Annotated in this window: 22 protein-coding genes; 10 read left to right on the top strand and 12 right to left on the bottom strand. The window is 40.0% G+C overall.

The genetic code is table 11. The features are described 5' to 3' along the window. Positions 1-58 precede the first annotated feature (58 nt). Positions 59-298, bottom strand: coding sequence for an ABC-type zinc uptake system zinc chaperone (locus AB4128_RS15635; protein ID WP_372038226.1), 240 nt, complete (start codon positions 296-298; stop codon positions 59-61). 270 nt (positions 299-568) lie between these two features. On the opposite strand from AB4128_RS15635, the gene AB4128_RS15630 reads away from it, so the two are divergent. After that, positions 569-694, top strand: a complete 126-nt coding sequence (locus AB4128_RS15630; RefSeq protein WP_259651232.1) for a hypothetical protein — start codon at positions 569-571, stop codon at positions 692-694. On the opposite strand, the gene AB4128_RS15625 is transcribed toward AB4128_RS15630, so the two are convergent. Then, positions 691-1,014: a hypothetical protein gene (locus tag AB4128_RS15625; protein ID WP_055022707.1), complete on the bottom strand. Its 324-nt coding sequence runs from the start codon at positions 1,012-1,014 to the stop codon at positions 691-693. The two genes, AB4128_RS15630 and AB4128_RS15625, sit on opposite strands and share 4 nt — an antisense overlap. Positions 1,015-1,121: 107 nt before the next feature. Here AB4128_RS15625 and AB4128_RS15620 point away from each other — a divergent pair, with 107 nt between their 5' ends. Beyond that, positions 1,122-2,747, top strand: coding sequence for a mechanosensitive ion channel family protein (locus AB4128_RS15620; RefSeq protein WP_055022708.1), 1,626 nt, complete (start codon positions 1,122-1,124; stop codon positions 2,745-2,747). A 78-nt stretch (positions 2,748-2,825) separates the two neighbouring features. Here the strand turns inward: AB4128_RS15620 and AB4128_RS15615 are convergent, their stop codons facing one another. After that, positions 2,826-3,695, bottom strand: coding sequence for a MaoC/PaaZ C-terminal domain-containing protein (locus tag AB4128_RS15615; RefSeq protein ID WP_372038224.1), 870 nt, complete (start codon positions 3,693-3,695; stop codon positions 2,826-2,828). Positions 3,696-3,851: 156 nt separating this feature from the next. Beyond that, positions 3,852-4,766, bottom strand: coding sequence for a TraB/GumN family protein (locus AB4128_RS15610; RefSeq protein WP_372038223.1), 915 nt, complete (start codon positions 4,764-4,766; stop codon positions 3,852-3,854). A gap of 49 nt (positions 4,767-4,815) precedes the next feature. Here AB4128_RS15610 and AB4128_RS15605 point away from each other — a divergent pair, with 49 nt between their 5' ends. After that, on the top strand, positions 4,816-5,127 hold the full coding sequence (locus AB4128_RS15605; protein WP_055022711.1) for a hypothetical protein: 312 nt from the start codon (positions 4,816-4,818) through the stop codon (positions 5,125-5,127). Between the two features lie 221 nt (positions 5,128-5,348). Further along, positions 5,349-7,091, top strand: a complete 1,743-nt coding sequence (locus AB4128_RS15600) for a GGDEF domain-containing protein (protein ID WP_372038222.1) — start codon at positions 5,349-5,351, stop codon at positions 7,089-7,091. 46 nt (positions 7,092-7,137) lie between these two features. On the opposite strand, the gene AB4128_RS15595 is transcribed toward AB4128_RS15600, so the two are convergent. Further along, positions 7,138-7,668 carry a DUF3016 domain-containing protein gene (locus AB4128_RS15595; protein WP_065109766.1) on the bottom strand — a complete coding sequence of 177 codons (531 nt, stop codon included), beginning with the start codon at positions 7,666-7,668 and terminating at the stop codon, positions 7,138-7,140. A 315-nt stretch (positions 7,669-7,983) separates the two neighbouring features. On the opposite strand from AB4128_RS15595, the gene AB4128_RS15590 reads away from it, so the two are divergent. Next, positions 7,984-8,304 (top strand): hypothetical protein, encoded by a 321-nt coding sequence (locus AB4128_RS15590; protein ID WP_055022714.1) that lies wholly within the window; start codon positions 7,984-7,986, stop codon positions 8,302-8,304. Positions 8,305-8,369: 65 nt separating this feature from the next. Here the strand turns inward: AB4128_RS15590 and AB4128_RS15585 are convergent, their stop codons facing one another. Further along, entirely contained in the window at positions 8,370-8,879 is a 510-nt protein-coding gene (locus AB4128_RS15585) for a DUF4240 domain-containing protein (RefSeq protein ID WP_055022715.1), read from the bottom strand. Positions 8,880-8,983: 104 nt separating this feature from the next. Here AB4128_RS15585 and AB4128_RS15580 point away from each other — a divergent pair, with 104 nt between their 5' ends. The 5 genes from AB4128_RS15580 to AB4128_RS15560 all read left to right on the top strand — a co-directional run bounded on the left by AB4128_RS15580 (position 8,984) and on the right by AB4128_RS15560 (position 12,262). Next, on the top strand, positions 8,984-9,391 hold the full coding sequence (locus AB4128_RS15580; RefSeq protein ID WP_055022716.1) for a hypothetical protein: 408 nt from the start codon (positions 8,984-8,986) through the stop codon (positions 9,389-9,391). 91 nt (positions 9,392-9,482) lie between these two features. Next, the gene (locus AB4128_RS15575; RefSeq protein ID WP_055022717.1) at positions 9,483-10,280 is read left to right on the top strand and encodes a response regulator; all 798 of its coding nucleotides are present in this window, start codon (positions 9,483-9,485) and stop codon (positions 10,278-10,280) included. A 188-nt stretch (positions 10,281-10,468) separates the two neighbouring features. Beyond that, positions 10,469-10,741, top strand: a complete 273-nt coding sequence (locus tag AB4128_RS15570; RefSeq protein ID WP_055022718.1) for an HU family DNA-binding protein — start codon at positions 10,469-10,471, stop codon at positions 10,739-10,741. A gap of 295 nt (positions 10,742-11,036) precedes the next feature. Then, on the top strand, positions 11,037-11,729 hold the full coding sequence (locus AB4128_RS15565; protein WP_055022719.1) for a TorF family putative porin: 693 nt from the start codon (positions 11,037-11,039) through the stop codon (positions 11,727-11,729). A 350-nt stretch (positions 11,730-12,079) separates the two neighbouring features. Continuing rightward, complete coding sequence (locus AB4128_RS15560) at positions 12,080-12,262, top strand: hypothetical protein (RefSeq protein WP_055022720.1); 183 nt, start codon at positions 12,080-12,082, stop codon at positions 12,260-12,262. Between the two features lie 30 nt (positions 12,263-12,292). On the opposite strand, the gene AB4128_RS15555 is transcribed toward AB4128_RS15560, so the two are convergent. The 6 genes from AB4128_RS15555 to AB4128_RS15530 form a co-directional block, all read right to left on the bottom strand. Beyond that, positions 12,293-12,688: a hypothetical protein gene (locus tag AB4128_RS15555; protein ID WP_144430107.1), complete on the bottom strand. Its 396-nt coding sequence runs from the start codon at positions 12,686-12,688 to the stop codon at positions 12,293-12,295. A gap of 51 nt (positions 12,689-12,739) precedes the next feature. After that, positions 12,740-14,104 (bottom strand): sodium:alanine symporter family protein, encoded by a 1,365-nt coding sequence (locus AB4128_RS15550; RefSeq protein ID WP_055022722.1) that lies wholly within the window; start codon positions 14,102-14,104, stop codon positions 12,740-12,742. Between the two features lie 304 nt (positions 14,105-14,408). Continuing rightward, a complete protein-coding gene (locus AB4128_RS15545; RefSeq protein WP_055022723.1) occupies positions 14,409-14,939 on the bottom strand; it encodes an SRPBCC family protein in 531 nt (176 codons plus the stop codon). Positions 14,940-15,020: 81 nt separating this feature from the next. Continuing rightward, the gene (locus AB4128_RS15540; protein WP_119967698.1) at positions 15,021-15,290 is read right to left on the bottom strand and encodes a cysteine-rich CWC family protein; all 270 of its coding nucleotides are present in this window, start codon (positions 15,288-15,290) and stop codon (positions 15,021-15,023) included. Positions 15,291-15,592: 302 nt separating this feature from the next. After that, on the bottom strand, positions 15,593-16,642 hold the full coding sequence (locus tag AB4128_RS15535) for a c-type cytochrome (protein WP_372038221.1): 1,050 nt from the start codon (positions 16,640-16,642) through the stop codon (positions 15,593-15,595). Positions 16,643-16,651: 9 nt separating this feature from the next. Next, positions 16,652-17,371: a cytochrome c gene (locus AB4128_RS15530; RefSeq protein ID WP_372038220.1), complete on the bottom strand. Its 720-nt coding sequence runs from the start codon at positions 17,369-17,371 to the stop codon at positions 16,652-16,654. Between the last annotated feature and the right edge of the window lie 161 nt (positions 17,372-17,532).

The following is a 17,532-nucleotide window of genomic DNA, read 5'->3' as shown; positions in this document are numbered from 1 at the left end:
TCATCTTGAATAGTCGAAAAATAATTTATCCGTAAAAATTTGTTGGGTATGTATAGAACTAGGAGAAAACGGGTGGTGCTCGGCTATGGTAAACCGTTTGATGGGCAAAATATGAAGCAACAATGGATTCAATAGCCAGTTCGAAAGTTTGACGAACTACGGCAATATTGACATCCGTGCTTGGAAGCGTTTTTTGCAATTGGTGTTGATGAAAACAAAGCGTACATTGTGTACTTGCTCCATCATGCAAATGCACAGAATTATGTGCAGAAGCCGCAAACGACAATAACACGAGCATGGCTGACAGCCAGATCGCTATTAATTGTCTTGTTCGCATTGAATGAGGCAAAGAAGTGTTCTCTGTTTAACAAAAATCGCGACTATCTTAAAAAAATTTGAAAAAAAAGCAACCAGAAGAATGTTACAAATCACTTTTTCTAAATTTTTGTGACTTAACATAGCAACTTATACAAATCCTCGTTAAGCTATTTAAGATTAGCTTAAGCTGTCAAAGCTAAAATATTAGTCATATATTGCTGCAAAGTCAGCCAAGACAGAGGATTTAACTATGATGAATTTACTCAAAGATAACATCGGTATTATATTAACTATGGTCATTATTGGTGTCGTTGTGCTTGGCGGTATTTATTACGTTGAAGCAGCATTAGAAAATCAAGTTCAAGTTGTAGATTAATCTTCTATTGTTGCGTCATCATCTGGCGCATCAATCACAATGAGATGATCCATTAAATGCGTTACCCCTGTAAGAATCAGTGAAATCATGATAATAGGGGTAACGATATTAGCAACACCATCGACAAAATACCCAACGAAACCCGCTATAACTGCTGCATAAAATCCCAATACTTTCAGTACAGTTAATATCACATGACGGCCTAACCATGCTCGACAATGGTAGCATTGTATTTGCGCTGAAAACCCATTGCCACGGCTCGCTGTCACTTTCGCCAACGAAATAGGTTGATGACAATGTGGGCAGGCTATTCTTGCCATATTAAATTTACCTGAAAATAAAAAGTGCGTAAGTCTATCAAATTATCGTCAAACTTCCCGCAATAACTTATCATTAGCTTTCTACTATACTGACAGGAAGTTTTACCATGCCAAGAATTCTGTTTATTATTTGCTGTTTACTCAGTGTAATTTGCTTTTCTGGTACCAGTTATGCGGCGCAAGTTAGCCCTGAGACTGACAAAAAAATTCAACAACTACAAAAAACCATCGATACCGACATTATTTGGCTTAAAACTGCTAAAGGTGAACTTAAAGATGTCAGCGAATATCGCATCCGCAATAAAACCAACTTATTAAGAGAAGAGTTAGCAACGCTAATCAATCAACCAGACCCTGATTTAGCTTACTTGGTTCCACAAGTGAATAAGCAGCTGGTGTTTCTTGATAAAGTCGGTCAATACCTAGATGCAAGAACGGGTGAGTTAAAGCTCGCTTTAGGCGGTGATAATGATGTAGAAATCATGCGTGATATTATCAAACGTGAAGAAGATCGTGACCATTACTTGCAAGCAGAATTAGAAACGATTAATTGGGGTAAGACGCTTAACATTAACGTTGATAATGCCGAAGCTGCGTTAACTGCAGAAGTCTTACTAAGAGCTGATTATTTCGAAAGCTTAGTTACCTATACTCAAGTACAGCTTCAAGAAGCGGTTGCTGAAGCTTCTGATGCTGGCGCTGACATTACTGCTGAGCAAAAGAGCAAAGTGTCATCTTTAAAAGATCGTTTGGCAATGCACACCGCAAGCTTGAATATTGCCATCGAAATGCTTGAATCACTCGGCCAAGACACCACACAGATTAAACAAACATTATTCAGTGTCTCTGGCGATATTACTCAAGATGTTCTGAATTTTGATGTGGCTTCTAGTCTCATTGAAGAATGGATGACGATTGCGAAAAACCAAGCTTTGGAAAACGGTGCAGGCGTAACATTTAAAGTGATTATTTTCTTGATCATTTTATTCCTAACAAGCTTAGTTGCTAAGCTCGTTCGAAAAGTGGTGCGCAAAGCCGTTAACTCATCAAAACTTAACTTCAGCATGCTGTTGCAAGACTTCTTCACATCCATTTCAGGTAATGTGATTTTTGCCTTAGGTTTATTAATTGCACTGTCACAACTTGGCTTTGAATTGGCACCATTATTGGCAGGTTTTGGTATTGCGGGTGTGATTATTGGTTTTGCTTTGCAAGACACATTATCTAACTTTGCATCGGGTATGATGATCTTAATCTACCGTCCGTATGATGTTGGTGACTTGATCAATGCAGCTGGAGTAACAGGTCGTGTTAGTCATATGAGCTTGGTATCAACAACGGTTAAAACCCTAGATAACCAACGATTAATCATTCCAAATAATAAAATTTGGGGTGACACCATTAACAATATTACTGTTGAACAAGAACGCCGTGTTGATATGACGTTTGGTATTGGCTATGGCGATGATATCCCTAAAGCTGAAAAAATCCTTACCGACATTGTTATGGCTCACCCAAAGGTCAAGCAATTTCCTGAGCCTACGATTAAGCTTCACACCTTAGGTGAATCATCAGTCGACTTTGTGGTGCGCCCTTGGGCAGATCCTATCGATTACTGGGATGTATACTGGGATATTACCCGTGAAGTGAAAATGCAGTTTGACGCTCAAGGGGTTAGCATTCCATTCCCACAACGGGATGTACATATTTACCATGAAAAAGCGGCTGATTAAGCCTATTTAATTGATACAAAAAGCCCGAGTGAATAACTCGGGCTTTTTCTTTGCGCATATACAGGTGTACCACAAGCATTAATCTAGGTAAGTCATATTACCAAGCAAATGCGGACGACGACCTTTAATATCACGCATTTCAAATCGTTTACCATTTTTCATACTTTCAAAAGCAAAAGTGACTTCTGATGGCATAAAGACAGGTAACTTGAATTCAACATCGACTTTAAACGGCCTCTCACCAATAAACTGCATTAATGCCGCTAATGAACGAGCTTTTGACCACATGCCGTGAGCTAATACGCGCTCAAAACCGAAACGTTTAGACACGATAGGATGAAGGTGAATCAGATTATAATCCCCAGAGGCTTTAGCATATTTACGCCCTAAATCTTCAGGTAATGCCCAAGTTTGCACATCTTCCCATGTCATATCTGAAGCTCTAGGCGGTCTTGCTCTGCGCCCTTTGGACTCAATGCGATATAAGTAAGTTGATAATGCTTCCCACACCAATTCCTGTCCTACATACACCTTTGATACAAGCTCAAACTCAAGACCTGCATCTGTGGTCTGACTGCTTGTCAGCTCACACTGCACATCAAACGTTTCATCGGCATTGATGGGTCTGTATAGACTAATGCTGTTCTTGAGGTGGATCATACCTAGCAATGGAAAGGTGATCGCTTTATGGGTAAAAATGCTGGCATGAAGTCTAAAAGCTAACACGTATAAAAACGTAGGAGGTAACACTTTGCCATCAAAACCAAATTGGCAAACATCAGCATATTGCTGAATTTTTTTATCACTGAGGTGAATATTACTGACCTGCACATTGATGTTTGGCAACGGTTGCTGATCCCAACCAGGCTTGCGCGATAATAATATCTTTCGATACAGAGACAGCAACGATGGCATCGAAGCTAATTCTATAGAGTAGTCGTGACTCAAGAGAGTTACCTTTTGTTTATTAACTGAAAAACGCAGTATTTAGCAAACCTAAACACTGCGTCATTAAATGTTTCAATGCTGCTATTATACATCTAGATTGATAACATCAGTCAAAAAATGCCAATTTTTACTCTTCAAATGGAAAACAACATTACATTATCGATACTCATTACAGGTCATTTTCCAACAATCGATCACATCGGCACCTGCATTTCGTAACAACTCGGGCAAGGCTTGTTGGCCTACGACATGCCCAGCGCCAACAATGACGAACAAGCGTTGATAATGACTATCTTGTAAAATCTCGATGATTCTTTGCGTCATCGTGTGGTTTCTTTGCCAAAGCAATTTAGTTAATAGCTCATCAGATTCTTCTGCTTGATGCTCCATAATATCTGCGAGTGCTTGATGATCGCCCGATCGCCATGCTGATATCAGCTCAAGCATCTCGCCATCGGTTGCGTTAATCGCTTCATCCAATAATTGCGCTTGAGTTTTATCTGAAAAAGAAGAAATGAGGTCGAACTGAAATTCAACACTTTCAAGCTCAAGTAATGGCTTGGCCGGATCACGAGCCACAAATGTCACATCGACGCCTGCTTCAGGTGAAAACCCCAATTCAGCAAAGCGCCCAACACCGATTTGGTTTGCCTGAAGCCAAGTAGCAAGTGGCTTCAAACCGTCGCACATGGTTTGGTTTTTACCGCAAAAAGCCGGATATAAACTCGCTATGTCGGCTTGTTTTCCTTTCGCAAAGCCATACTGCTGCAATAGTTGTTGCACATTCGCTTTAGTCACATCCGCTTCAATCACTAATGCATCTGACTCGACAAAACTTTGTTCTATTTGCAAAGGTAAAGGATAAAAGTCGGCTTTGCCAATATGAATAGAGCCCAATAAGTATATTTGTTTATTTTGATAACTGGCTTTGAAGAAAGGTGGTTTATCAGTTTCTGCTGCACTCGCATTAACAGCTAAAGCTAATGCAAGTACAACCCCAACGAAAATTAATCTAAGCCTCGTTAATAATGTTGCGGTGATTTTTAACGGTAATTCACTTGTTAGTCCCATGCCAGCCCCTTATAATTTAACTTAATTTTTATGATGTAATGAGGCTATCATGCCGTATACCCAAGTTATCCAGCAATTAAAAGAAAGTCTGCAAACAGGATATCGTCAAGCCATTGATGCCGATAAAAGACTCGACGAACTGCGTCAAGCTGGCCATGGTAAGTTTGTTGCAATCTTCACTGAAGAACAAGGCTTTACCCAAAAAAGTAATCGCTTTTTACCTTATGTTCAAGAGCTCGCAAATGAACTTGAAGAGCTTCAAGGTCTCAGCCATATACCTCCAGAAATGTTAGAAGCTCATGTAAAAAAAATTGGGGCATTACTGCAAACTTTGCATTTGTTTAAACAAAATACTAAGTAGCACCTACCACTTGTTAAAAACGCAGCCCACGGGCTGCGTTTTAGCATCAATCAACTCCGCTTTGGTATTTTCACATTTAAACAATCCACTCCTTTGAAAAATGAGCTTGAATAGATTTCAAGTTTATCTGTTAGTTTTGTGCATACATTTGTTATCAAAGACATATTTTTGTCATTTTTCTGCCATAGACTGATGGAAAAAAATGCAATGGAACTGATGTAATGAGTGTTATAGATTTAGAAAAAGAACTCGAAAAAATAATATATAAACAATCTATCAATGCTATCTTTCAGCCTATTTTCAACATATCAACTCAAAAGGTTCATGGTTTTGAAGCGTTAAGCCGAGGGCCAGAACATAGCCCACTTTATTCTCCAGTACCTTTATTTAAAACTGCAGAACATCTTAATAAACTCAGTGAATTAGAAACACTCTGCCGCAGTATTTCTATTAATGCTTTTAAAGCGTGTCAGCTTAAAGGTAAGTTGTTTATCAACATCTCGCCAAAAGCGCTACTCGATCCTGACCATCCTAAAGGGCTAACCCTGCAGCTGATTAAACAAATGTTGCTAAAGCCTGAAGATGTGGTTATCGAACTATCAGAGCAATACCCAGCCGATGATATTGATTTATTAAAAGACTGTTTGAACCACTATCGCAATCAGGGCTTTCTCACAGCAATTGATGACTTAGGCGCAGGGTACTCAGGATTACGCTTATGGTCTGAACTGTCTCCTGATTATGTCAAAATCGATCGCCATTTTATTCATCAAATTGACAGCACGGCAGTAAAGCAAGAATTTGTGCGCTCGATTGTGGAGCTTTGTCAAAATCTGACTTGCAAAGTCATTGCAGAGGGAATCGAAACCCCAGAAGAGTTAACCATGTTAAAGCAGTTAGGGGTAACTTATTGCCAAGGTTATTTATTGGGTAGACCCAACATTAAACCCAATACGCACATGGACTCAAACTTGGTGAGCATGCCTTTGCCGCCGCAAACACGTTATTGCGAAACAGCAGAAAGTTTATGTTCATCAGCCAATATCGCGCCACCTGAGACAAAACTGAAGCAACTCAGTGAGCAATTTATTGCTCAACCAGCACTGCAAGCAATTGTCATCGCTCAACATGGCCATCCTGAAGGCATCGTCAGTCGCAATCATATTCTGGAATTATTTAGCACACCCTATGGCCGAGCCCTTCATGAAAACCATCCGGCGAGTGCAGTAATGGACAGACAAGTATTGCAGATTGATGCAAGTGAACCTTTGTCAGCGGTAAGCCAACTGCTTACCTCTGAAACCGCCACTACCGTTGCACAACAATTTATTATATTACGACATGATAAATTAATCGGGATTGGCCACACCAAAGATCTATTACAACGCATAACCGAACATAGAATTAAAGTCGCTAGACATGCTAACCCGCTTAGCAACTTACCTGGAAATGTTCCTATTCAAGAAGAGTTAAAACGCTTACGATCCCAGAAAAAACCATTTTATTTAGCATATTTTGATTTATGCCACTTTAAACCTTATAACGATATTTATGGTTTCTCACGAGGTGATGAAGTCATCATGCAAGTGGCTAACTTACTAAGTCATCATCAAAATGAACGCTGCTTTGTCGGCCACATAGGCGGAGATGACTTCGTGATGATTTGCACTTGCCAAGATGCACTCACTCACGGTAAAGCCATCGTAGAACACTTTGAACAAAATAAACGCACTTTTTATTCAGCAGAACATTGGCAAACTCAAACGATGCATGCCAAAGATCGCCAAGGTAATATGGTCGATCACCCTTTAATTTCACTATGTGTTGGTGTACTACCACCTGCGATGACCCATGATACAACGGATCATGAATTATCAATGCTCAGTGCTGAAGCCAAAAAACAGGCTAAATATGTACAAAGTAAGGTTTTCACCTTAGATGATAGGCAACAAAAAACGGCTTAATAAGCCGTTTTTATTGTATTGATTGAAGCTATCTCAATGGCGCGATTTATAGCACTGGCTCTACGGTTTTCTTTAACCAATCTTTCAACATACGAGTTTCATACTCAAATGGTCGTTGATTTCTTGTAGAATTAGCACCGTACATGAAGTTCATATCAACTAGCTTTTCATCTCCGGCAATAACAACGTTATCGCCTTCAGTGATACGGTAAGTAAACGTCATTCTAGGTGGGTACAAATCTTTAACGATTCGTAATTCATTAGCAGACGTAGCCCCGAACGTTGGTCTTAAGTCGCCTGCTAAGTCCACATCTGAAACTACCATTTCGAGTTTCTGATTTGGCTTGAGTATCTTCTCAGCTTCTTTATTGATATTTTTAGTCATGGTATCAAAAAAGCGTTGTTCAAAGCGCGACTTAACTTCTGTAGCCGTTTTTAAATCACGATAATTTTTAGGCTCTTGCCATTCAACTTTAACGATGCCCTCTTCTGTGACTGGGTTTTCAATCACTTCTTCATCAGCGATAGCAACATTACACATTAGTGCGCCTGCAATAAGTAAATGTTTAACTTTCATATATAGTCTCCTGGCAGTGAATTTGTCGCAATGTATTCATTGCATCTCAATATAATAAGCCCAACCTGTATATAAGCTTAACGCAAAGCGACTTCCTTTGCTGTAAGACATTCACCTTTATACAAGCAAGTAAAATAGGGATAAATATTATTAGCTGCTTTTTTGTTCAGCTTTTGTTCAGTCAGTGATTGCTAATATACATCCCAAGCAAACGTACTGCATCATATCAACCCCATTAGATGATTGCGTCACTGCCATTAACGCTCAAGGAATTAGCGCAACAATAAACCTACGAGTTTTAACTGGAGTAATACTATGAACTACATCACTATGAACAACGCTAAAGTAACTATGACTAAGAAAATAACCCTTGCTGCGACCTTTTTCGTCACAATGGCATTATCTTCTTCAAGCTTTGCTCATCAATTTGATGTCGATGCAGAAGGCCAACAAGCGATTCAAGAACATCACCAGTTAATGAACCAGCACATGGCTTCGGCAGAACAAGAGTATACCGCTGAACTTGAACGAGACTTTAATCAGCAGCTTGAAACTGCAGAGCATAACTTCATGGAAAAAAAATGCGCTAATCGTGGATTAGACTTTGATGACGAATCTGAAGTGTGTGAAGGCTAAACCTTAAAGGTTAGTTACCGATATGAAAATGCAGCCTAATGGCTGCATTTTAGGTTTTCTGAACGTTAAAATGGAAATAATGCACTGAGTTTTGGATAGTTCTTTTTAAGATCTTTCTTCTTGGTACTAAACTTTTTACCCTGGGGAGTATGCTGCCCGGAAGGAACAAAAGGTAATTCATTACCTGTTCTGTCTTCATAGAGTTGCCCTGCTATCAAGTCAAAGTCCTCAATAAAAGGGTATGCATAATCATCTTTTGTTGGCCACAAAGTCAGCTCTCCTAAACAATCGGGATCAGCAATCACCTTGTTATACCAGTCCTCACCCAGAGAAAGTAAAAAGCCTCTAAACTCTGCGAAAGCATAATCAGAATCACAACCTGTGATAATGTACGCCGCTCCCCATATATTCCAATGATAACTACGGCGCATCTGCTGTCCGAACATTTTATCAAATGCGGCTAATGCGTCATCATCAAGCTCGGTTAGCTTAGCCGTCAGTTCACTGTGGCACTGCTGCTCTGATTGTTGCGGCTCAGTACGCGTCACTAAGTCCCAAAATTCAGCTTCTGTCATGTCACTTTTCCTAATCTTTTTGGAAACTATTCACCAAAATATCTCAACTCGCGTTATTCTACACCACAACGAACTCATTGCTTTACTATCAATAACAATACCTCATGAATAAATTCAGTACCGTTAACAATCCGCTCCCTCGCAGACTTATCATATTGATGGCATTTTACGTCTTATTGTCTATTCTGGCTTTGCTACGTTCATACGCCATTCAAGGAATCGATCTGTTTACGATTGGCGTAATACCAGTACTATTTGGACTCGTTAAACGCACTCACTGGGCCAGTTTAGTGTTAAAAATATACCTCGCAATCCAAACATTGGCGATGTTAGCTTTATCCACAACAGCTATTATTGCCTATCAAATCACCCCTGAAGATGTAAAAGTCGAATTCAACGGAGTGAGTATACCTGTACCGGCTATTGCACTGAGCGCTGTGCTCATTTTGGGGTACCAATATTGGGTCGCGTTTAGCCAAAAAACCACGCAGTATTTGAAACCTGATTGTTAATGTCTTGTGCAAGAATAGCTATATTCACGTAGAAGCTTAAGGTAAAATGCGCCCATAAGACGCATTTATAATAAATAAGAAGAAGTCATTTATGGGCCACCTATCCCCCAGTGAACTATCAATTTTATTGCTAGAGCCTTCAGATACTCAGCGTAAAATTATCACCGCACGCCTACAACAAGAAGGTGTAAATAGCATTCAAACTGCATCAAGTATCACTGATGCGAAAGACATCATCTCAAGACACACTCCAGATTTAGTCATCAGCGCTTTGCACTTTTCAGATGGCGAAGCGACCGACTTGCTCAGTTTCATCAAGCAAAGCACTCAATTTAATGACATTCAATTTATGTTGGTTTCTAGTGAGTGTCGACGCGAACAACTTGAAGTGTTCAGGCAATCAGGGGTCGTCGCCATTCTACCGAAACCATTCGATGCCGATCACCTAGCGACTGCGCTCAATTCAACCATCGATTTAATCAGCAACGATGAACTGGATTTAAGTCATTTTGATGTACAAGATATTCGTACATTAGTGGTCGATGATAGCCGAATGGCACGTAATGTCATTAAGCGAACCATTGGCAACTTAGGCATTAGAATCATTAGCGAAGCTGAAGATGGGGCGCAAGCAATAGAACTCATGCAGCAACAGATGTTTGACCTAGTCATCACGGACTACAACATGCCGAGTGTCGACGGTCTAGCACTGACCCAATATATTCGCAATGAAAGTCAGCAATCCCATATCCCAATATTAATGGTCTCATCTGAAGCCAATGATACACATCTTAGTAATGTATCAAGTGCGGGAGTGAATGCACTTTGCGATAAACCTTTTGAGCCTAAACTGGTTAAGCAGCTGCTATATCAACTATTAGAAGATTAACTTTATTACTGTGGCACTCGTCATTTTCGCCCCAAAAGCTGGGCAAAGGGGTCATTTACGTCGTAAATGTCACCAAAATGCCCTATTGCTACACATTTATCAGATAAAATGCTTTCAAAGCCCCATGGCTTATGGCATGTTAATCTAGTTTTAAATAAACACATCTATGGAAAGCAGAGAATATCAACATGAACAAAAGTGAATTAATTGCAAAAATTGCAGAAAATGCTGAGTTAACTAAAGCAGAAGCTGGCCGCGCACTAAAGTCTTTTGAAGAAGCTGTTACTGAAGCCATGAAAAATGGTGACAAAATTTCTATCGTAGGTTTTGGTTCTTTTGAAACCTCTGTACGCGCAGCTCGTACTGGCCGCAACCCACAGACTGGCAAAGAAATTCAAATTGCTGAAGCGACTGTACCAAAGTTCAAAGCGGGTAAAACATTAAAAGATAGCGTTAACTAAGATTAACTGCTTGAAAATAAAACCTCCACTTCGGAGGTTTTTTTATGTCTATTGATCACCTTTCTATTAGAAATTCGCCTCAGAACTGCACAAAAAAAGTGCGCCCCTGCCTCAATACCATGCAACATTTTTGCTACATCATAGTGCGAGAGAACATAAACCATTAATAGTAAAGCATTTATAAACATGGCACATCATTAGCAATAACTCATACAGATGAAATCAACATTGAACCTTGCTGCCCGATAATCAAGCAACAGGTGAAATGAATAATAAAAACTTTGAGGGAATGAAAATGAAAAAAACCTTATATAAAGCTATTGCGCTATCTACAGGCTTATTATTATCTGGTTCTGCATTAGCAGAAGTCACCGGTAATATCGGCGCGACGTCAAACTACCTGTGGCGTGGTGTAAGCCAAACTGATAACGGTGCAGCTGTACAGGGTGGTATTGATTATGCCGCTGATTCTGGCTTTTATGTCGGTGGTTGGGCTTCAAACGTTGATTTTGGTGATGGCACAAGTTACGAGTTAGATATTTACGCAGGTTACGGCGGTAATATCACTGAAGATTTAAGCTACGATATTAACTACCTTTACTATGCCTACCCAGACTCTCCTGGTAGTGTTGATTTTGGTGAAGTCACTGTTGGTTTAGCATGGAAATGGTTAGATGTTTCTTATTCACACACTGTCAATGGCGGCGATGATATTGCTTCTGATCCACTTGATTCAAAAGACATGATGTATGCACAAGCTAACCTCACATTCCCACTAACTGAATCACTGTCTTTAGGCGTGCATTACGGTTATTCAGATGGCGATATCATTACTAGCTGGTATGGTACTGATAGCTACTCAGAATACAATGTATCGTTAAGCTCTGATACTGATTACGGTACTGTTTCATTTACTGCATCTGATACAGATTTAGATGATGACGACGCAAAAATTGTACTAGGCTACTCGTACAGCTTTGGTTTATAAGCCATAGTCATTCAATCTGGCACCAATGCGAACTAGCTTAGGTCGGCATCGTGCCAATTGTTACACCTCAAACGCCACTCTAATGAGTGGCGTTTTTGTGTGTCAAAGAAACTTTTTGATAACTGCGTTAAGCAAAAAAATAAATAACTGCTACATTGAATTTATAGGAGTAAGTAAACCTTTGGGTGCAATTTGAATGCATATTCTTCGTGGTTGTTTTACAAGAATATCGCAAGCTTCAGCGCTCAATACCCATGATATCAAAGCACGGCTAAAGGCTACCTTTGATATTTACAGCTTATTTGTCACACAGGGACACAACAAATAAGCATGAAATAGAGGGTAGAATAATGGCTAATATTACTGAAAGCATTCCTAACGATACAGAAATCGACGCAATGGTATCACCAAGAAATAAACGTTCAGCTGAAATTATTGAACGAAAACGTCAAGTTAAACGACGCTTAGATGACTATCTTGAACAAGCAGAATTACGTAAAAGTTTAGGTGACGACTTAGAAGATGATTTTTAAACTTCACTTAACCTTACTCAGCTTGCCAAATTAATCCCACGACTTAAGGTAATACGCTAAGCCTGCGCACTCCAGATATACTGTGCAAGTCGGATACTTCTGCTCACCACATTCAGTGATAACCAGTGCATTGCCGCCCCTATCAGCCGTTTGACCTCTTAAATCGTTTTTCAATGCGCTTAGACTTGGAATCGGGTAACGCAAATGATCTGCCGACACACTGCAAAAAGAAGTAAAAACTTCACCTAATGGGTCGTTTTCGTGACTATAAAGTTCACTTGGTGAATACAAATCAACGGTTGAAGCCTCAACCTTAGCGACTACATACTCTTCTGCATTGGTGCGAAATTTAACGCCATTACAACCAGCAAGCACGACACTCAGCAAACAGATTGTATATACGCTTATAATGTTATCTATCTTCATAAAATCCCTTTTTGTTGGCATACACATCCCAGTGTATGCCTAATCCATTTTTTATCCTTGCGCATTTAACTGCTTTTGTTTAGCAAAGTATTCACGGGTTAGTGCAAATACCACAGGGCTTAACAATGCTAATGCAATCAAGTTTGGAATAGCCATCATGGCATTTAATGTATCTGCAAGTAACCAAATAAACTCAAGCGAACTCACAGCACCAATCGGTACCACTAAGGTCCAAATTAATCTAAATGGCTTAACGACTTTATCACCAAATAAATACTGCATGCATTTTTCACTGTAAAAGCTCCAACCTAGGATGGTCGTAAAAGCAAATACAGCTAATGCAACGGCAACAATATAATTACCCATAGGCAGTGCATGTGAAAACGCAAAAGATGTTAACGCAGCGCCTGTTTCACCCGAAGTCCATGCTCCCGAAACAATAATAGCCAAACCGGTAATCGAACAAACAATAATCGTGTCGATAAACGTACCTAACATCGCCACTAAGCCTTGTTTAACAGGCTCATTGGTTTGCGCAGCAGCATGGGCAATAGGCGCACTACCTAAACCTGCTTCATTTGAGAAAACACCACGAGCGACACCAAAACGAATAGCAGCCCACACAGCGGCACCAGCAAAACCACCTTGGGCAGCAACAGGGTTAAATGCACTATGAATAATTAACTGAAATGCGGCTGGTACTTGGTCAGCATAAACAACTAACACGGCTAAGCCAGCTGTAATATAAAATAGGGTCATTAAAGGGACAAGTTTACCGGCAACGTCTGCGATGCGTTTGATACCGCCCATCAATACAGCACCCACAAGCACCATCAGCACTAAACCAGTAATCCAGTTAGGCACACCAAAGTTGCTGCTCATTGCGTCAGCAACTGAGTTGGTTTGCACAGTGTTACCTATACCAAAACCAGCAAGAGAGCCTAAAAGCGCAAATAACGTGCCTAACCAAGCCCATTTGCTGCCTAAACCATTCTTGATGTAATACATGGGACCGCCCACATGATTACCATTTCCATCTTTTTCACGAAATTTAACCGCTAAGACAGCTTCTGCAAACTTGGTAGCCATACCGACTAACGCCGTACACCACATCCAAAATAACGCGCCTGGTCCACCAAGAAATATCGCGGTTGCAACACCGGCAATATTACCTGTACCAATGGTTGCCGAAAGTGAAGTCATTAAAGCGTTAAACGGACTAATTTCACCTTTATGTTTATCGTCGGATGAATCTCGACCAGACCACAATAACTTAAAGCCTGTGCCTAATTTTAGGATTGGCATTAATTTCAGTCCGATAGACAGAAATAATCCCACTCCTAAAATCATCACTAACATGGGAACGCCCCACACTATGCCATTAACTGTATTTACAAATGCCGTCACTTGTTCCATTGAAAACCTCATAATGCGTTAATTATTTCTTGTTATTATTTTTAGCTGTTTCTCTTTTGATTCATCCGCTATTTCACTCAATAGGGCTAAGTCATTTAAAGAAAAATTAAGATTACCTGCATTACACACAAATTGGAAACATCATCATTAAAAGCAAAGGTATTAAATGCAATAATCTCAATAAATCAGTCAATTGATTAGGCTAAATAAATAAAAAAGGCACTACTAATATTGTAGTGCCTTCACAGTTTGGTGTTTATATCACCCTAGAAATATCAAGCAATGCAATAAAACTTACGCGCATTCAATCCAAAATCAACTTTAAGCTATCTAAGCCTTGCTGTAAGTCATTGCCTATAATCGTTTCAAAATCCATGAACAAAAACATCAAATTCATCGGATAATCGAGATGCCCTTTAAACCCCCAATTAAGTCGAGTTTGATTGTCTGACAAGGATTCAGTGGTCATATATGCTGGCTCAGTTGCTTCAAAAGGGCTTAAAAATCTAAGTTCGAAATCAATCCTCTCTCCCTCAACAATCGCCATTATCTCTTGTTCACCGACGCCAACATCTGGATTATCACTTGCCCAAGCTGACACAAATCCAACCGTTGCATCTGTCCCACGATAGGTTTTTTCCATATCGGGATCCATTTGTGCCCATTTACTAAAATTATTTTGATTCTTGAGGTGTTTTACATAATCAAACACAATCGCTTTAGGTTGGTTAATCACAATTGTTCGCTCAACTGAGTAATCTTTTTTGATAAAGATCGCCGCGATAAATGGGATTGCAATTATGATAGCAACAACTAGGAGTATTTTTTTTATCATGGTGTTTTTCCTAATTAAAGTAATGATTAAGTATATCAATCATTCCTGACACCACAATTTTATTTTAACATAATAGCAACACTACTTTTTGCAAAGAGATTCATAGCAAGACTGACACACACAAGCTTTTCCCCTCAATTGCGCTTTAACAGCAGCAGAAATGGTGCCACGAGCTGAAAGAGAAAGACACCAACACGCCTCAATAGATAAACCTTTGCTGACTGCACAAGCATTTGGCTTATTGCAGATAGGACAAATTAAAGGTTCAACAACATTAGCTTGATTCAGTGATATCCCCTCTTGAGTTACTTGTTCTTGAGGATGATAGATTTCAACAATTTGTGTCTTCACAGGATTAACTCGATAGTAGGAATATTAACGATTGGTTCGCAGGCAACGCTAGATGTAAACGCTAGATGTATAAGCAAGGATAATACGATACAACTTTCTATGATATTTATTTTATGATTGATGACGAAATTGAGTGTGGCACTACACTATAAAAATAGCACAGTAGATAATAATGCAGCTCATATAATCCTCTGCCTTAGCAGTAGAGGTGATACCTCAACCAAATACGTTTTATTATGCTACTGTACTGCGTTGCCATTTATTCAGCGTTTCTACTTTTCCAATGACTTTTCCAATCAGGCTTACTGACTAGCCTCAGGGAAATTAGGATAAGCCTTTTCGCCTAAAAGTACATTTTGAGGTTTTTTTCCATAATAACCATCATGTTGATGAAAACTGGCTTTCGTTTGCTCTATCTTTCCTTTAAAGCGCGGATCTTGAGGTCGTTCCTGGGCATTAATGTATGCTGCTACATCCCAAGCATCTTGGACTGAAAGCTGAATACTCTTTCCTAATGGCATATTCTCATAAATAAAGTTAGCCGCTGTATTCACTCGATGCATACCTGCTCCCCAGTTATAGCTCTGCGGCCCCCATAATGGCGGAAGAGCACTTACTTTTGCCATCTTTACTCCTTGACCATCTTGACCATGGCAAGCCTGACAATGTGCAAGATAGACTGAGTTACCTCGCTCTATTGAGTAGGGTTTTTCCGGCTTATCTAACTTAGGAAAGCCGCGACCAGGCAGCATCGTTAACGCTTTTTGATCAAGCTTCGCGCTAATAACCTCAGGTAATGGAAACTCAGGACGATTACCTCCTTTTAGCAACTCAGCATCTGACAATACTGATACATCACCAGTGAGATTAAATTGATTCATCAAGCCACTCATCGCTAACCAATATGAATAAGCCGACAGAGCAACTAACACATCGCTACCTGATTCAGGGGCTTTGCCATTCATTGAGTAAGTAAAACAACCTTGAATACGCTCCTGATAGCTATTCACTTTGTCATTTTTTTTACGATAGGCAGGATAGGCCATATAAGCCGCCCAAAGTGGCGAAGCATTCGCTTTATTTCCGGCGTTCATATGGCAATTTACACAGTTCAATTCATTGCCAACATACTGATTGCGCATTTGCTGACTATTCACAAACAACTGATACCCCTTTGTGATTTTGTCGCCAAACTCTCCTTTAGGAATCGTAGATAACGCACTCGGTGTTAAATATTGGGCATTAGCATCTTTTGGAACAGAAGGAAGTTGAGCTTGCCTATCGGGTAATTCCGTCGCTGATAATCCCATACTGAGCAACACACCAGCCACCGAAAAGTAATATAGCTTCATAGTATGTCCTTATTTCTGAGCCGAAAAGTATTGAGTTAATGCATCAATTTCTGCAGCGGTGAGCTTTTTAGCAATATTGCCCATCATGTTGTCAACATCCCCTGTACGGGTGCCTTTTTGCCATGCCAATAATTGATTTTTAAAGTAGGTGGGTTCTTGGCCAGCTAACCGCGGAAATTGACCTGCACCAATACCTGACGGACCGTGGCAACTGGTACATGCTGGGATCTCCCGCTCCCAATCACCTTGAAAAGCCAGTTTCTCGCCTATATCGCTAATGACAACTTTATCGCCTCGATACTGCAAACTAATTGCTGCGACTGGTTTTGCAGCAAAAAAATCTGAGACTAATTTAATGGTATCGCCCTGCACCGTCATAGCCATTGCCATCATCGTCGGATTTTGACGTTTACCAGACTGAAAATGAGAAAGTTGCTGGGCCATATACTCACTAGAAAGGCCTGCTAATCTAGGGCCTGCTACCCCCAAACCTTCACCGTTTACGCCATGACAACTTAAGCATACTTGAGCCGCTGCTGGTACGGTTTCAAGGAGCTCTTTAGGTGACGCTTCAGGAATACTGGCTGAAACACTAAGGCTTAACGTACTGCCAATTAGCGCCGCCCAAAACCTAGATACACTATAGTTTGCACTTTGTGCCCATTGCGAAGTAACTGTATTGGTGGAACGCCATGAGTGAACTTTGTAAAACCAGAGATTTTTATTCATATATCAGCCTTTTGTGAATAATCCATTTCCTATGCTTTACTCAATATAGTCAATAAAAGAACAGTTAGGTAGGATGTTTTTTATACAAAAGCAAGATGCAGATAATTAAGTTCATACTGCTGAATTTTTTCATTAATAATGACTTGGTTTACTGCGATATC

This window comes from Shewanella sp. 10N.286.52.A9, assembly GCF_041468985.1.
In the GTDB taxonomy this organism is placed as follows: Bacteria; Pseudomonadota; Gammaproteobacteria; order Enterobacterales; family Shewanellaceae; genus Shewanella; species Shewanella japonica.
This window is presented reverse-complemented; position numbering and strand designations above follow the sequence as displayed.

Bases quoted from the DNA above. Each gene is read 5' to 3' on its own strand.
- AB4128_RS15595 (WP_065109766.1), bottom strand. From the start codon at position 7,668: ATGAAAGTTAAACATTTACTTATTGCAGGCGCACTAATGTGTAATGTT.
- AB4128_RS15560 (WP_055022720.1), top strand. From the start codon at position 12,080: ATGGCTAATATTACTGAAAGCATTCCTAACGATACAGAAATCGACGCA.
- AB4128_RS15620 (WP_055022708.1), top strand. From the start codon at position 1,122: ATGCCAAGAATTCTGTTTATTATTTGCTGTTTACTCAGTGTAATTTGC.
- AB4128_RS15605 (WP_055022711.1), top strand. From the start codon at position 4,816: ATGCCGTATACCCAAGTTATCCAGCAATTAAAAGAAAGTCTGCAAACA.
- AB4128_RS15600 (WP_372038222.1), top strand. From the start codon at position 5,349: ATGAGTGTTATAGATTTAGAAAAAGAACTCGAAAAAATAATATATAAA.
- AB4128_RS15570 (WP_055022718.1), top strand. From the start codon at position 10,469: ATGAACAAAAGTGAATTAATTGCAAAAATTGCAGAAAATGCTGAGTTA.
- AB4128_RS15530 (WP_372038220.1), bottom strand. From the start codon at position 17,371: ATGAATAAAAATCTCTGGTTTTACAAAGTTCACTCATGGCGTTCCACC.
- AB4128_RS15625 (WP_055022707.1), bottom strand. From the start codon at position 1,014: ATGGCAAGAATAGCCTGCCCACATTGTCATCAACCTATTTCGTTGGCG.
- AB4128_RS15590 (WP_055022714.1), top strand. From the start codon at position 7,984: ATGAACTACATCACTATGAACAACGCTAAAGTAACTATGACTAAGAAA.
- AB4128_RS15585 (WP_055022715.1), bottom strand. From the start codon at position 8,879: ATGACAGAAGCTGAATTTTGGGACTTAGTGACGCGTACTGAGCCGCAA.
- AB4128_RS15610 (WP_372038223.1), bottom strand. From the start codon at position 4,766: ATGGGACTAACAAGTGAATTACCGTTAAAAATCACCGCAACATTATTA.
- AB4128_RS15575 (WP_055022717.1), top strand. From the start codon at position 9,483: ATGGGCCACCTATCCCCCAGTGAACTATCAATTTTATTGCTAGAGCCT.
- AB4128_RS15635 (WP_372038226.1), bottom strand. From the start codon at position 298: ATGCTCGTGTTATTGTCGTTTGCGGCTTCTGCACATAATTCTGTGCAT.
- AB4128_RS15545 (WP_055022723.1), bottom strand. From the start codon at position 14,939: ATGATAAAAAAAATACTCCTAGTTGTTGCTATCATAATTGCAATCCCA.
- AB4128_RS15550 (WP_055022722.1), bottom strand. From the start codon at position 14,104: ATGGAACAAGTGACGGCATTTGTAAATACAGTTAATGGCATAGTGTGG.
- AB4128_RS15535 (WP_372038221.1), bottom strand. From the start codon at position 16,642: ATGAAGCTATATTACTTTTCGGTGGCTGGTGTGTTGCTCAGTATGGGA.
- AB4128_RS15565 (WP_055022719.1), top strand. From the start codon at position 11,037: ATGAAAAAAACCTTATATAAAGCTATTGCGCTATCTACAGGCTTATTA.
- AB4128_RS15630 (WP_259651232.1), top strand. From the start codon at position 569: ATGATGAATTTACTCAAAGATAACATCGGTATTATATTAACTATGGTC.
- AB4128_RS15555 (WP_144430107.1), bottom strand. From the start codon at position 12,688: ATGAAGATAGATAACATTATAAGCGTATATACAATCTGTTTGCTGAGT.
- AB4128_RS15580 (WP_055022716.1), top strand. From the start codon at position 8,984: ATGAATAAATTCAGTACCGTTAACAATCCGCTCCCTCGCAGACTTATC.